Consider the following 12,974-nt stretch of genomic DNA (forward strand, 5'->3'; position numbering starts at 1 on the left):
AGGAGCCGGCTTGCCGGCGAAGCTGTTCTACACGGCGATGGCGTGCCCCTGCCGATCCACCGCCACCAGCACTTCGATCATCTTGCGCGCCGCCGGCGACAGGCGAAAACCGCTGCGGCTGACGATGCCGCAACGGGCATTCAGGCTGTCGATGTTCTGCGGCAGGTTGCGCCAGTGCAGCAGCGCCAGCGAACCCTGGGCGATGTCTTCGGCAAAGGCCTCGGCGGTGCCCACGCCGATGGCATTGGACTGGCGGACGATCTTCACCAGCGCCGGAAAGTGCTCGGTCTCGATGGTCGGGGAAAAATCGATGCGCCCGCTGAGGTTGGCCAGCAGCTTGCGGATCCCCGGGGGGATCAGGGTGGTGGCCAGGGGGTAATCGAACATGTCGTTGGTGGACAGGCTCTCCTTGGCCAGCAGCGGGTGCCCGGGGCGGCAGAAGAACACCCCGCGCTTGGGCGTCAGGGGCTGGGTCTGGTAGTTCGGGTCGGCTTCGAAATGGCGGATGTCGGCAATAAAGAATTCGATCTCTTCGCGGTTCAGGCTGCGGCTGAGTTTTTCCCAGTTATCCACGGCAAAGCAGGTGCGCACCTTCGGGTGGGCACTGGTGAATTGCGCCACCGCATCGGGCACCAACTTCACCGCCGGGGCCGGGCCGCAGCCGAAGCGCACTTCGCCGGCGTCGAGCTTGGTCATCTGGGTCACTTCGCTGCTGAGCAAGGCCGCCCCCTGCACCAGGCTCAAGGCGTGCTGCAGCACCACCTGGCCTTCCGGGGTGGGGCGCAGATCCTTGTTGCCGCGGTCCACCAGCACGCAGCCGAACTCCTGTTCCAGGCCCTGGATACTGCGGCTGAAGGCCGGCTGCGTGATACCCATGGCGTCGGCGGCGCGGACAAAACTGCGGTGTTCATTGAGGGCGATGAAGTAACGCAATTGGCGAAGATCCATATGCTTTCCCGGCATCCGAAAAATAGCTCGAAGGCATTTGCGACGAGTGAGGAATGAGGTTTTAAATGCAAGCTCTTATTCCGTCAACGAAGCATGTAGTTATCTATTAGATCTAAATTGAATATAGATAGAGCGTTGTTTCGCGGCGGTTCCACTGTAAGCAGTCCGATGAGGGTGTACCTGATGAGCAATGCCGCCTTAGCCGTTCAACCTGCTGTTCATGCCCTTGATATTCACCCGGTGGCCGGCCGTATCGGCGCCGAGATCCGTGGCGTGCAACTGTCCGGCGATCTCGACGCCGCCACCGTGGAAGCGATCCAACAAGCGCTGGTGCAGTACAAGGTGATTTTCTTCCGTGGCCAGACCCACCTCGACGACCAGAGCCAGGAAGCCTTCTCGCACCTGCTGGGCGAACCGGTGGCCCACCCCACCGTGCCGGTACGCGACGGCACCCGCTACCTGCTGGAACTGGACGGTGCCGAGGGCCAGCGGGCCAACTCCTGGCACACCGACGTGACCTTCGTCGACGCCTACCCCAAGGCCTCGATCCTGCGCTCGGTGGTGGCCCCGGCCTCCGGTGGCGACACCGTCTGGGCCAACACCGCCACGGCCTACAACGAACTGTCGGCGGAACTGCGGGAGCTGGCGGACAAGCTCTGGGCGGTGCACAGCAATGAATACGACTACGCCGGGGCCAAGCCGGACGTTTCGGCGGAGAAGCTGGAGCGTTACCGCAAGGTATTCACCTCCACGGTATTCGAGACCGAGCACCCGATCGTTCGCGTGCACCCCGAGAGCGGTGAAAAGAGCCTGGTACTGGGGCACTTCGTGAAGCGCATCAAGGGCTATTCCCAGGCGGACTCGGCGCATCTGTTCGGCTTGCTGCAAAGCCACGTCACCCGTCTGGAAAACACCGTGCGCTGGCGCTGGAGCGCAGGGGACGTAGCGATCTGGGACAACCGCTCGACCCAGCACTATGCCGTGGACGACTACGGCACCCAGGACCGCATCGTGCGCCGTGTGACCCTCAAGGGCGACGTTCCGGTGGGCGTCCACGGCCAGCGCAGCCAGACCACCAAAGGTCTCTGACCCGCCCCCTCAAGCCCCTACGGGCATTTACCCGATGAACCTGCCCACTGTAGGAGCTGGCTTGCCGGCGAAGGCGCCCTCGAGAGCACTGCAAGACTTGAGGGCCTCTTCGCCGGCAAGCCGGCTCCTACGGGGGAAGGTGCAGGTACGGGTGGGGGTTACCACACGCCGATCTGTACCAGCTTTTCGCTTTCCGGCTCGCCGTAGCGAAAACGCTGGCCGCGCAGGTCGATTTCTTGATGGCTGATGGTGGTACGGCGTTTCAGGCCGCGCAGCCATTCCAGCACATATCCCAGGTGTTCTTCGCGCACCGCGGCATAGGCCGGATCGGTCCCCAGGTCGTGCAACTCCTGGGGGTCGTTGTGCAGGTCGAACAACTGCGGGCGCAAGCCATCGTAGGCCAGGTACTTCCAGCGCTCGCTGCGCACCATGGTCATGCGGCAGCGGTCGATGGGCTGGCCCAGGCGCTCTCGCGCCGGGGCCTGGAAGGCGTAGTCGTATTCGCTGATGGCGTAGCGGCGCCAGGCCGGTTCGGCGCCGTGCAGCAGGGGGATCAGCGAGCGGCCTTCCAGGCGATGCTCGGCCCCCGGCAGGCCCAGGGCCTCGAGAAAGGTCGGCAGGGCGTCGATGGTTTCCACCAGGCGTTCGTCCACGGTGCCGCGGCTGCTGTCTGCCGCCGTGCGTGGGTCGCGGACGATCAACGGCACGCCCACCGCCGGTTCCAGCAGAAATTCCTTTTCCCCCAGGTAGTGGTCGCCAAGGAAGTCGCCGTGGTCGCTGGTGAAGACGATCAGGGTGTCGTCCCAGCGGCCGTTGCTCTGCAGGAAGTCAAACAGCCGGCCGAGCTGGTCATCCACCTGCTTGATCAGGCCCATGTAGGTGGGCACCACGTTCAGGCGCACTTCGTCCCGGGAAAAATTCAGGCTTTCTTCATGCTGGCGGAAGGCGGCGTAGACCGGGTGATCGCTGAGCTGCCCTGGCGCGGCGCGCACCGCCGGGATCACCTGCTCGGGGCCATACAGTGCGTGGTACGGGGCAGGCGCGATATAGGGCCAGTGCGGTTTGATGTAGGACAGGTGCAGGCACCAGGGCTGCTCGCCTTGTTCGCTGATGAAGTCGATGGCGCGGTCGGTGGTGTAGACGGTTTCCGAGTGCTCTTGCGCGACCCGGGCCGGCAGGTGGGCGTTGCGCATTTTCCAGCCGCTGAGGATTTGCCCCTGCTCGCCGGCCCCGGCGTTGGCCCAGTCGTGCCAGGGGTTGCGCCCTTGGTAGCCGAGGTCGCGCAGGTAGTGTGTGTAGGGCGCGGACTCGCGCTTGTCGTCGAATACCGGGTCGTCGGGGTAGATGCCGTCATGGCGGAAATAGGGCTCGAAGCCGACTTCGTTGAGCACCTCGGCCTGGGCACTCCCGGGGTCGATGGCCAGGCGTTGCAGGGCGTCGAGGTTGGGCGTGGCGTGGGTCTTGCCCACCAGCGCGGTGCGGATGCCGTGGGGTCGCAGGTAGTCCCCCAGGGTCAGTTCTTCAAGGGGCAGGGGCACGGCGTTCCAGGCCACCTGGTGGCTGCTGACGTAGCGCCCGGTGTAGGCCGACATGCGCGACGGGCCGCAGATGGTGCCCTGGGTGTAGGCGCGGCTGAAGCGCACCCCGGCGGCGGCCAGGCGGTCGATGTTCGGGGTATGCAGGTGCGGGTGGCCGTAGCACGAGAGGTAATCCCGGCGCAGCTGGTCGCACATGATGTAGAGCACGTTGCGCACGGGCGGATGGGTATTGGACATGGGGTTCACCGAGGGGAAGACAGGCGAGGTTTTTCGCCTCCGGCGGGGGCTTCCGGCAAGCGCATTTGCCGAATAGTTTCGATGCGTTTCATGCAATGCCGACCGGCCCCCCACGTCGTGTGCGGACGGCAGGGTCTTGTAGGAGCTGGCTTGCCAGCGAAGGCGCCCTCGAGCGCGCTGCAAGGTTCAAGGGCCTCTTCGCCGGCAAGCCGGCTCCTACGGGTGGGGGCAGTTCACACGGCGAGGTTGTCCAGGTTGCATACCTCTTCGTCCTGTTCGTCGATGCGCTTGATCTCGTCGATCATCGCCGCGGCCAAAGGCGACAGGCGATAGCCGGCGCGGCTGACGATGCCGTAGCGGGTGTAGAGCTCTTCCAGGTCGTCGGCCAGGCCGTCGATCTTCAGGCACACCAGCTCGCCCTTGGCGTTGTGTAACGCGTCGCTGTAGGAACCGACGATGCCGATGGCGTCCGAGCGCATGACCACCCCCAGCAGGCTGTAGCTGTTTTCGCATTCCACATTGGGCGTGAAGTCCGGCTTGCCGCTCAGGTCGACAATGACCTTGCGCAGGTTGGGCGGGCGGATGGTCACCGCCAGTGGGTAGCTCATCAGTTCGCTGGCGCTGACACTTTCGCGCTGGGCCAGGGGGTGCCCGGCGCGGCAGCAGAAATGCCATTTGCGCGGGCGCAGGCGCTGGGTCAGGTAGTCCGGATCGGCCTCGAAGTGCCGGGTGTCGGCAACGAAGAATTCGAACTCTTCGCTGAGCAGGCGCTTGCTCAGGCTTTGCCAGTCATCCACCTGGAACTGCACCCGGGCCTTGGGATAACGCCCGATAAAGCTGCCGATGGCCCGGGGGATCAGCCCTGCGGCTGGCGCCGGGCCACAGCCGAAGCGCAACTCTCCCGCCTCCAGGCCATTGAACTGGCTGATCTCGTTGGCCATCTGCTGGGCGCCGCTGACCAGCCGGCGCGCGTGCTCCAGCAGCAACTGGCCCTGCTTGGTCGGCGCCAGGTCCTTGCGCCCGCGATCCACCAGCTGGCAGCCGACGCTGTGTTCCAGGGCCTGGATGCTGCGGCTGAAGGCCGATTGCGAGAGGTTCACCGCCGCTGCGGCCGCGACAAAGCTGCGCTGTTCGGCGAGGGCGATGAAGTGGCGGAGCTGGCGCAGGTCGATATGCATTTTTCACATAAAAAATATCGGGGAAATGCATTGGCTATGCATTAGGTCGACTCCTTATAAAGGCAATCTCTTATGCAGTAAATCTTTGTAAAAACATAAATAAATAACTTTAAGGAATATACAAGGCTGTATATTTTCTGACCAGGAGCCGCCCATGAGCCCGTTGTCCCTCGCTTCACCCCTCTCGCCCCGGCGGCTCAAGCGCCTGCCCCTGGCGCTGTTGCTGGCCGGCAGTGCCAGTTGGACACCGACCTGGGCCGAAGAGGCCCCGGCGCCGCAAGCCACCCCGGCCAAGAGCAGTGCCAGCAAGGCCAAGGCCGATGATGGCCAGTTGCAGACGGTGACCGTCACTGCCCGTCGACGCGAGGAAAGCTCCCAGAGCGTGCCCACCCCCATGAGCGTGGTCAGCGGCCAGGCCCTGGAGAGCCAGCGGGTGTACCGCATCCAGGATCTGCAGCAACTGGTGCCCAGCGTCAACGTCGCCTACATGCATGCGCGCCAGTCCAGCGTGTCGATCCGTGGCCTGGGCAACAACCCGGCCAGCGACGGCCTGGAAGGCAGCGTCGGGCTGTACATCGACAACGTCTACCTCGGAAGGCCGGGGATGGCGGTGTTCGACCTGATGGACATCGAGCAGCTGGAAGTGCTGCGCGGCCCCCAGGGCACCCTGTTCGGCAAGAACACCACCGCCGGGGTGATCAACATCAGCACCCGGGCGCCGAGCTTCACCCCGGAGCGCAGCATCGAAACCTCCCTCGGCGAGGATGGATACTTCCAGACCAAGGGCACGATTTCCGGGCCGCTGACCGATGAGCTGGCGGGGCGTTTTTCCGCCTACCGCACCCGCAGCGACGGCGACATCAAGAACGAATTCGACGGCCACGACCTCAATGGCGGCTCACGCCAGGGCTTTCGCGGGCAGTTGCTGTACAAGCCCAATGAGAGCTTCAACCTGCGCTGGATCGGCGACTACAACGAAGAGGATTCCAGCGCCGGCACACGAGTGCTGTACAGCACCGGGCCGACCATCAACGGCACCAATGTCTACGAGTCGCGCGCGGCGGCGGCCGGCGCGACCCTGGTCAATGGTTCGCACCGCAAGGTCAACCTGGACAACGACCAGCACGTGACGGTGTTCCAGGGCGGCACTTCGCTTGAGGCCAACTGGACCCTGCCCAGCGACTTCACCCTGACCTCGGTCAGCTCCTACCGCTGGTGGAATTTCACCCCGCGCAACGACGATGGCCTCAACGTTCCGGCCAGCTACAACGCCGGGGTTTCGGTGCAAGACAAGCAGTGGTCCCAGGAATTTCGCCTGGCCTCGCCCACCGGCGGCTTCTTCGACTACGTGCTGGGCGCCTACTACTTCGGCTCCGACCTGGACAACAAATCCTTCGCCTATTACGGGCCCAAGGCGGACATCTGGAATGGCACCCCGGCCGGCGCCCTGAGCAACGTCACCAGCATCGGCAACGGGCATATCCAGACCAACAGCTTCGCCCTGTTTGCCCAGGGCACCTGGCACCTCACCGAGCGCCTGGATTTCACCGCCGGCCTGCGCGGCACCTACGAGGAGAAAAGCGCCTGGGTGACCCGCAACGCCCCGGTGGGCGGCGTGGCGGTGGCCGGCGCCGCCGCCAACGCGCGGCGCGGGCGCACCGGAGCCTATGACTCCGGCGACCTCAATCAGTACAGCACCAGCCCCTCGGGCCTGCTCAACCTCAGCTACCGCATCACCGACGACCTGCTGGGCTACGCCACCCTGTCCCACGGCGAGAAGTCCGGTGGGGTCAACCTGACGGTGGGGTCGGCGCCTACCGCCGGGGCCGATTCGCTGCTGATCGGCACCGAGCGCGCCAACAACGCCGAGCTGGGTTTCAAGAGCACCCTGTGGGACCGCCGTCTGCAACTCAACGCCAACCTGTTCTGGACCCAGGTCAACGGCTACCAGACCAACGCCTACGACGACGTCAACCGCGTGCAGTACCTGACCAACGCCGGTTCGGTGCGCTCGCGCGGGGTGGAAGTGGAAAGCACCCTGGTGCCGATCCGTGGCCTGACCCTGAACCTCAACGGTTCCTACAACGACGTGCGCTACCTCTCCTACAAGGATGCGCCGTGCCCGCCGGAAGTCAGCCTGCGCCCCGGTGCCCCGGCCTCGTGCGATCTCAGCGGCCACCAGGTAGTGGGCGCCTCGAAATGGATCGGCAACGCCAACGGCGAATACAAGTGGAACCTGGACAACGGCCTGGAAGAGTACGTCACCGCCAGCTATGCGTTCCGTTCCAAGGCGGTGGGCACCGTGGAGGATTCCGAGTACGGGCAGATCCCCAGCTACGCCGTGGTCAACCTTTCCACCGGCTTGCGCGGCAACTACGAGCAGGGCCAGTGGGACGTTTCGCTGTGGCTGAAGAACGCCTTCGACAAGACCTACTACACCACCCTCTGGACCGGCGGCAACGGCGGTTACGAAGGCCTGCTGGGCACCCCGCGGACCTTGGGCGTGACCGGTCGCTACGATTTCTGATACCCGGCTTTTCGCACCTTGCGCCGGGTTCTCCGGCGCCTTTCGACTTGAACAGGAGTGCTTGTCATGTTGCGCCTCACCACCGCTTTGCCCCTGCTGCTGTCCACCGCCCTGCTGGCCTCGGCGGTGCAGGCCGCGCCCAGCGTCTACCCCACCGGCGTCACTCGCTACGACCCGGCCAGGGCCTATAACCAGTACGTGATCTTCAGTGGTGCCGATAAGCAGACCCACCTGATCGACATGAACGGCAACGAAGTGAAGAACTGGCCCCAGGCCGGTTTCCCCTCGGCCATCATCGACCCGCAACTGGTGGGCGGCGAGCGTGGCCGGGTGCTGTTGCAGCTCAAGGACAAGGAGCCCGGGCCCCTGGGTTCGGCGGGCAACGGCCTGGGCAACCAGAGCGTCGGCGAGCTGGACTGGAACGGCAAGCTGGTCTGGCAGTGGGGCGACCAGGCCCCGGGCGGCGCGGCCCAGCAGCATCATGACCAGCGCCGGCTGAGCAACGGCAACACCCTGGTGCTGGCCAACAAGGTGCACAAGGTGGCGGGGTTCAAGGTGCCCCAGGTAATCGACGACGCGATCTATGAAGTCAGCCCCGAGGGCCAGGTCAAATGGCAGTGGCTGGCCTCCGAACACCTCAAGGAATTCGGCTTTACCCCGGCGCAACTGAAGCTGGTGTACGGCACCGACAACCCGGACTACCTGCACATCAACAACCTCAGCGTGGTGGGCCCCAACCAGTGGTTCGACGCCGGTGATAAACGCTTCGCCCCGGACAACCTGCTGATCGACTCGCGCAACGCCAACTTCATCGCCATCCTCGACAAGCACAGCGGCAAGGTGGTCTGGCGCCTGGGGCCGAACCTGTCGCCGATCAACCCGAAGACCGCCGCCAAGGTGCCGCGCCCGGTGGACCAGTTCGTCGGCCAGCATGACGCCCACATCATTCCCGCCGGCTTGCCAGGGGCCGGGCATCTGCTGGTGTTCGACAACCAGGGCACCGCCGGTTACCCCTCGGTGCCCCTGGGGCTGATCGCCGGCTCCCGGGTGCTGGAGATCGACCCGATCAAGAACCAGATCGTCTGGCAGTACAGCGCCGCCAGTTCCCGGCAGCCGGGCTGGGCTTTCTACAGCTCGTTCATCAGCAGTGCGCGGCGCCTGCCCAACGGCAACACCCTGATCGATGAAGGCATGAACGGGCGCTTCTTCCAGGTGACGGCCGGCGGTGAAATCGTCTGGGAATACGTCAGCCCCTATCTGGGCAAGGCACCGGGCAGCGAGGCCATCAGCAACTGGGTGTACCGGGCTCTGCCGGTGAGTTACGACTGGGTGCCCCAGGGCACGCCACGTTCGGAAACGGCAGTGAGCGTGCCGGGCTCGGGGCTCAAACAGGCGGGGATTTGAGCAGGTTCCCGGGGGCGGGCGGCCTCGCCACAAATCAGGTGCGGGAGCAGCCCTGGGGATGGCTTCAGAAGTAGAAAAACAGGCCGGTGTCGCGTTCCAGGGCCAGTCGATTCAAGGCGATCAGCTTGGGGAGCAGTTTGTCTTGCGCCGTAGCGGCCCGGGTCAGGATCGACAGGGCCGTGGCCAGGGCGGCCTGGCCCTGGATCGAGGCGTCCTCGTAGTCATCGATCAGGGTGCCCAGGGCACGGTTCAAGCTGGGCAGCAGGTCGCTGCGGGACAGGGTTGCCCACTGCTCCGGGGACAGGGCCAGTTCTTCCAGGTCGCCCGGCAGGCACTGGTCCAGGTCCAGGCGTTGCTGGGCGTCTTTGCTGGTGGGCACGACTATCCACTTCATGGCTGCCACAGCTCGACAAAGGCCTTGAAATCGGCGGCCACCGGGTAACGGCTGGCGCTCTCGGGATCGAAGATTTCCACCGCCACGGCCGGGCTGTTGAAGTCCAGGCAGATCAGCAGGCCGCCGGCATCCCGGGCAATCGGCAGGCAGCCTGCGGCGAGCCCCGGCACACGGCCAGGGCTGGCGTACCAGAGCAGGGTCCAGGGCTGGCTGCTCAGGCCGAATTCGAAGAACTCGCTGATGCAGGTGTAGCCGCCGTCATAGGCGAAGCCGCCGATCCCCGGCGTGGCGGCCTCGGCGTACTCCACCAGCTCCAGGTACAGCGACGGAAACTCGACGCCGAGGCGATGCTGCACCTGGGCGATCAGCTGTTCGTCCACGATAGATCCGGGTTCTATTTCCCAGGCATTCCAATCCAGGGTCATGCTCGACATGCGCCTTGTCGTTGAGGGACCGCGCCCGCCCGATGGAGGATCGGGCGGGCGTCGAGGGGCGATTGTAGGCGTGTCGCCCGGTGCGTGGTAGGCGCTTATTTGCAGCTATGGCCTTCGGGCAGGGTGACGGTGTATTTGCGCTGCACCCGGTTGCGGAAGTCCAGGTTGTCCAGGCTTTCCTGCACCAGGAAATCCTCGACCTTGGCGTCCTGGCAGTCCTCGTTATAGGACGAGGCCCGCAGCAGGAATACCGTGCGCCTACTCTGTTCGTCCTTGGCCTTGATGTTGAAGGTACTGAGGGTGGTGTAGCCGGTGCGCTCCGAGGAACCCACCGGGCCCCAGGTGGTGGTCGGGGTGCTGTTGCACACCAGGTTCTTGTCTTTATGGGTGCTCTGCTTGCACACCGTCTTGGTGCTGCTGGGCACCTGGCCGTAGTCGGTGGCGGTGTAGCGGTAGCTGACCTTTTCACTGCCCACGTCGAGGGTGAAGTTCATTCGGAACGGCGGATGGTTCTTGGGCAGCGACGTATCGGTGTAGACCTGCTTGAAACCCATGCCATGCAGGGCGGCGACCATGTCGCGCAGGTAGTAGCTGGCGTTGAGGCCGTGGGCATCGTTGGCTCCGTTGATGCTTACCAGCACCGGGGCCTGAGGGTCGAAGTAGTAGTCCGGGGCCGGAGTGGCGGCAATCGCCACTTCGAGTTTGTTGGCGCAGCCGGTCAAAAGACAGGCGAGCAAAAGCAGCGGGCAGAGCAGGTAGCGAGTCATGAATAAGCCAATGTGCAACGTGAGGAGTGGTAAGGCTTTAACGATCGGGACTCGGATCAAACAAACGCGGGGGTGTCACGCGGGCTCGGTGGCCTGATATTCCAGCAGGTCGCCGGGCTGGCAGTCGAGTGCGGCGCAGAGTTTGTCCAGGGTCTCGATTTTCATCCCCTTGACCTTGCCATTTTTCAGCAACGACAGATTGGCCTCGGTAATGCCCAGGATGGCGGCCAACTCTTTCGAGCGAATCTTGTTTTTAGCCATGACAACGTCAAGCCGAACGATAATGGTCATCTCATTGTTCTATATGTAGTGACTGTGCTCATCACTGAGGACTTTGGCGTCGCGCATGATAATGGAAAACGAGCAGAGCAAGATTCCTTTGACCACCTCGTAGGCCGCGTAGGACGAGAAGCCCGCGGAAATCTGCAGGATGCGCTGGCCGGGCGGCAGGTCGATGGACAGGGCCAGGCCTTGCAGGGTTTCCATCATCGGGAACGTGGCCGGGGCGACTATCCACAGCATGCCCACGCGCCAGAGGATGCGGATGTTGCGATCGCTCCAGGTTTCGCCACGGGACAGGCGCAGGAAGAACACGCCGGTCAGGTACAGGGCGAAGCTCGACAGCAGCAGTGGCAGGAAGTCGAGGATCACCAGCAGGGCGAAGCTCAGCGACGAGAGCTTGAAGTCCGCTTCCAGCAGGCGCGGCGAGTGTTCGGCAAATACGCTGAGCAGGGCGCCCAGGACCTGGTCCTTGCTGTAGATCCAGAGCCCGGCATTGCCGCCCAGCTCCACCACGCCCATGACCCAGGCCAGGATCGCGGCCAGCAGGCCGACCCGTCGTAAGCGGTACTGGGCCGAGCCGTTGATTTGGGAGTTCATGCGTTATTCCTTGCAAAACTTTGGGGGTGGCAAATTATTGATAAAAAATTATCGAATTACAATAATTTATTTTCAATAGTCGCCACGACTCCAAGCCAGGAATCATGCTGTGGCGAGGGAGCTTGTTCCCGCCCGGGCGCGTAGTGGCCGTAAAACCCGAGGTTGGGGTCTTATTGGTGTACCTATCCATTGCTGCGGTCACGGCCACTTATGGTTTGGCTCTTACAGCGAGTCACTTTGAAGCCCGGAATGCCGGCCAGCCCAAAGTAACCAAAGGCTCCTGCCCCTCCACTCGGTGCCTCGCCTGCGTTTGGCCATCGTGTCTAAGGGGGCAGGAAGATCAAAAGCCAGAGCAGGATCAAAATCTGCCGGCGGCCTACCGGCCGACCTATCTCTGTCGTCCTCCACGTTTCCTGTCGCCGCTGCCGAGCCTGCGAGGCTGCGAAAAGGACCGCAGGGCCTTGCTTGGCGATCTCGCGCCGGTCCTCTGATGCCTGGCGGATCGCCGCGAGTTTCCACGAGCCACTCTGTGTGGCCGAATCAGTCGCGCTGCGGCTCCAGCAAGTCGAACGACAGGACCTTGATCTGCCGGTCGGCGCTATAGACGAACCCAACCCGCGCACCGGGATGCAGGTGCTCCGGCAGGCGGTAGCTCTCCCAGGCGTTGAGCGTGTATTGCCCATCTGCTGATGGCCTGCGCTCCCCCGATCGCAGGGGCGTACCCAGCAGCTCGCGGATGTCGGCGTGGGTCATGCTGCGCGAGAACGGGGCGGGCAGCTCGCCCCTGTAGAAGGAGCGCCCCTGTTCAAGGGGCATGAGTTCGATCAATACCTTTTCCAGGGCCAGGCTGTCTTCCCAGAAGTCCAGCATCAGGCCGGGCTCGACGATCACGGTCAGCCAATCGAATTCATCGTAGATCTTGTCCGTCGGGGTCTCGATGCGTTCTCCCCGGGCGATCAGTTCTTCATGGCTGAGCCCCAGGCTGCTTACCCAGCGGCCGATCGTTGCAGCGTCCATCGCTATTCCTGTGTCCTGAGTTGAGTGTGTGCCCGTTGTCGCGAGAGGCGTTGGCGGCCGATCTTAGCCGGTCGAGAAGGATAGTGGTGCTGTGGCGACATGAAGAACGCCGCCTGCCGTGCTGGCAGGCGGTGGGTTGGAGGGCCGGTGTCAGGCCGGTTGGGGCGCGGTATCGAGCTGGGCCCGGGCCTGATAGCTGGCGGGGCTGAAGATCCGGGTCAGGAGCAGCATCGCCAGGACACCCACGATCAGCACCCACCAGGCGCTGACAAAGCTGCCGGTGACTTGCCGCAGCCAGCCGCTGAGCCATGGCGAGACGGCGTTGATCAGAAAGCCCACGCCCTGGACAAAAGCCGCCAGTTGCCCGGCTTCCCGAGGGTCGCGCCGGTGATCGAGGGTGAGGATCAGGCTCAGGGCAAAGCACGCTCCGAGGCCGAAGCCGATCAGCGCCACCCATAGGTGCGGGCTCTGCAAGGGCCACAGCACCAGCCCGAGAAAACCCGCGGCCTGGGCCGCGAGGCTGATGCCCAGCAGCGGGCGGCGGTCGCTGCTGCGCTGGGCC

Annotated in this window: 12 protein-coding genes and 1 pseudogene; 3 read left to right on the forward strand and 10 right to left on the reverse strand. The window is 64.1% G+C overall.

Features of this window, described 5'->3' with window-relative positions; translation table 11 throughout:
* Positions 1–27: 27 nt before the first annotated feature.
* Positions 28–948 (reverse strand): LysR family transcriptional regulator, encoded by a 921-nt coding sequence (locus F6S12_RS25800; protein ID WP_015633719.1) that lies wholly within the window; start codon positions 946–948, stop codon positions 28–30.
* Positions 949–1,131: 183 nt separating this feature from the next.
* Between F6S12_RS25800 and F6S12_RS25805 the strand changes: the two genes are divergently transcribed.
* Positions 1,132–2,037 carry a TauD/TfdA dioxygenase family protein gene (locus F6S12_RS25805; protein WP_015633720.1) on the forward strand — a complete coding sequence of 302 codons (906 nt, stop codon included), beginning with the start codon at positions 1,132–1,134 and terminating at the stop codon, positions 2,035–2,037.
* Between the two features lie 158 nt (positions 2,038–2,195).
* Here the strand turns inward: F6S12_RS25805 and F6S12_RS25810 are convergent, their stop codons facing one another.
* Both F6S12_RS25810 and F6S12_RS25815 read right to left on the reverse strand, forming a co-directional pair.
* The gene (locus F6S12_RS25810; protein ID WP_315869459.1) at positions 2,196–3,812 is read right to left on the reverse strand and encodes an alkaline phosphatase family protein; all 1,617 of its coding nucleotides are present in this window, start codon (positions 3,810–3,812) and stop codon (positions 2,196–2,198) included.
* Positions 3,813–4,045: 233 nt separating this feature from the next.
* Complete coding sequence (locus F6S12_RS25815) at positions 4,046–4,990, reverse strand: LysR family transcriptional regulator (RefSeq protein WP_047283431.1); 945 nt, start codon at positions 4,988–4,990, stop codon at positions 4,046–4,048.
* A 154-nt stretch (positions 4,991–5,144) separates the two neighbouring features.
* Between F6S12_RS25815 and F6S12_RS25820 the strand changes: the two genes are divergently transcribed.
* Together F6S12_RS25820 and F6S12_RS25825 are read left to right on the forward strand one after the other, a co-directional pair.
* Positions 5,145–7,517, forward strand: coding sequence for a TonB-dependent receptor (locus F6S12_RS25820; protein WP_015633723.1), 2,373 nt, complete (start codon positions 5,145–5,147; stop codon positions 7,515–7,517).
* 66 nt (positions 7,518–7,583) lie between these two features.
* Complete coding sequence (locus F6S12_RS25825; protein ID WP_183000623.1) at positions 7,584–8,921, forward strand: aryl-sulfate sulfotransferase; 1,338 nt, start codon at positions 7,584–7,586, stop codon at positions 8,919–8,921.
* A gap of 64 nt (positions 8,922–8,985) precedes the next feature.
* Here the strand turns inward: F6S12_RS25825 and F6S12_RS25830 are convergent, their stop codons facing one another.
* The 7 genes and pseudogenes from F6S12_RS25830 to F6S12_RS25860 all read right to left on the reverse strand — a co-directional run.
* Positions 8,986–9,315, reverse strand: a complete 330-nt coding sequence (locus F6S12_RS25830; RefSeq protein WP_186355307.1) for a hypothetical protein — start codon at positions 9,313–9,315, stop codon at positions 8,986–8,988.
* On the reverse strand, positions 9,312–9,749 hold the full coding sequence (locus F6S12_RS25835) for an SMI1/KNR4 family protein (RefSeq protein ID WP_169892883.1): 438 nt from the start codon (positions 9,747–9,749) through the stop codon (positions 9,312–9,314). Before F6S12_RS25835 ends, F6S12_RS25830 begins: the two co-directional genes overlap by 4 nt.
* A gap of 95 nt (positions 9,750–9,844) precedes the next feature.
* Positions 9,845–10,516: a hypothetical protein gene (locus tag F6S12_RS25840; RefSeq protein ID WP_047335383.1), complete on the reverse strand. Its 672-nt coding sequence runs from the start codon at positions 10,514–10,516 to the stop codon at positions 9,845–9,847.
* A gap of 75 nt (positions 10,517–10,591) precedes the next feature.
* Positions 10,592–10,807, reverse strand: a complete 216-nt coding sequence (locus tag F6S12_RS25845) for a helix-turn-helix domain-containing protein (RefSeq protein WP_011058598.1) — start codon at positions 10,805–10,807, stop codon at positions 10,592–10,594.
* 9 nt (positions 10,808–10,816) lie between these two features.
* The gene (locus F6S12_RS25850) at positions 10,817–11,395 is read right to left on the reverse strand and encodes a hypothetical protein (RefSeq protein ID WP_065364767.1); all 579 of its coding nucleotides are present in this window, start codon (positions 11,393–11,395) and stop codon (positions 10,817–10,819) included.
* A gap of 540 nt (positions 11,396–11,935) precedes the next feature.
* The gene (locus F6S12_RS25855; protein WP_019095364.1) at positions 11,936–12,412 is read right to left on the reverse strand and encodes a DUF6392 family protein; all 477 of its coding nucleotides are present in this window, start codon (positions 12,410–12,412) and stop codon (positions 11,936–11,938) included.
* Positions 12,413–12,562: 150 nt separating this feature from the next.
* Positions 12,563–12,974 (reverse strand): annotated as a pseudogene (locus tag F6S12_RS25860) (MFS transporter); the annotation flags it as partial.

Source organism: Pseudomonas sp. JV245A, assembly GCF_032424515.1.
GTDB classification, from domain to species: domain Bacteria; phylum Pseudomonadota; class Gammaproteobacteria; order Pseudomonadales; family Pseudomonadaceae; genus Aquipseudomonas; species Aquipseudomonas protegens.

What these genes read in the sequence shown, in the direction of transcription:
- F6S12_RS25800 (WP_015633719.1), bottom strand. Translation starts at nt 948, where the DNA reads ATGGATCTTCGCCAATTGCGTTACTTCATCGCCCTCAATGAACACCGC.
- F6S12_RS25805 (WP_015633720.1), top strand. Translation starts at nt 1,132, where the DNA reads ATGAGCAATGCCGCCTTAGCCGTTCAACCTGCTGTTCATGCCCTTGAT.
- F6S12_RS25810 (WP_315869459.1), bottom strand. Translation starts at nt 3,812, where the DNA reads ATGTCCAATACCCATCCGCCCGTGCGCAACGTGCTCTACATCATGTGC.
- F6S12_RS25815 (WP_047283431.1), bottom strand. Translation starts at nt 4,990, where the DNA reads ATGCATATCGACCTGCGCCAGCTCCGCCACTTCATCGCCCTCGCCGAA.
- F6S12_RS25820 (WP_015633723.1), top strand. Translation starts at nt 5,145, where the DNA reads ATGAGCCCGTTGTCCCTCGCTTCACCCCTCTCGCCCCGGCGGCTCAAG.
- F6S12_RS25825 (WP_183000623.1), top strand. Translation starts at nt 7,584, where the DNA reads ATGTTGCGCCTCACCACCGCTTTGCCCCTGCTGCTGTCCACCGCCCTG.
- F6S12_RS25830 (WP_186355307.1), bottom strand. Translation starts at nt 9,315, where the DNA reads ATGAAGTGGATAGTCGTGCCCACCAGCAAAGACGCCCAGCAACGCCTG.
- F6S12_RS25835 (WP_169892883.1), bottom strand. Translation starts at nt 9,749, where the DNA reads ATGTCGAGCATGACCCTGGATTGGAATGCCTGGGAAATAGAACCCGGA.
- F6S12_RS25840 (WP_047335383.1), bottom strand. Translation starts at nt 10,516, where the DNA reads ATGACTCGCTACCTGCTCTGCCCGCTGCTTTTGCTCGCCTGTCTTTTG.
- F6S12_RS25845 (WP_011058598.1), bottom strand. Translation starts at nt 10,807, where the DNA reads ATGACCATTATCGTTCGGCTTGACGTTGTCATGGCTAAAAACAAGATT.
- F6S12_RS25850 (WP_065364767.1), bottom strand. Translation starts at nt 11,395, where the DNA reads ATGAACTCCCAAATCAACGGCTCGGCCCAGTACCGCTTACGACGGGTC.
- F6S12_RS25855 (WP_019095364.1), bottom strand. Translation starts at nt 12,412, where the DNA reads ATGGACGCTGCAACGATCGGCCGCTGGGTAAGCAGCCTGGGGCTCAGC.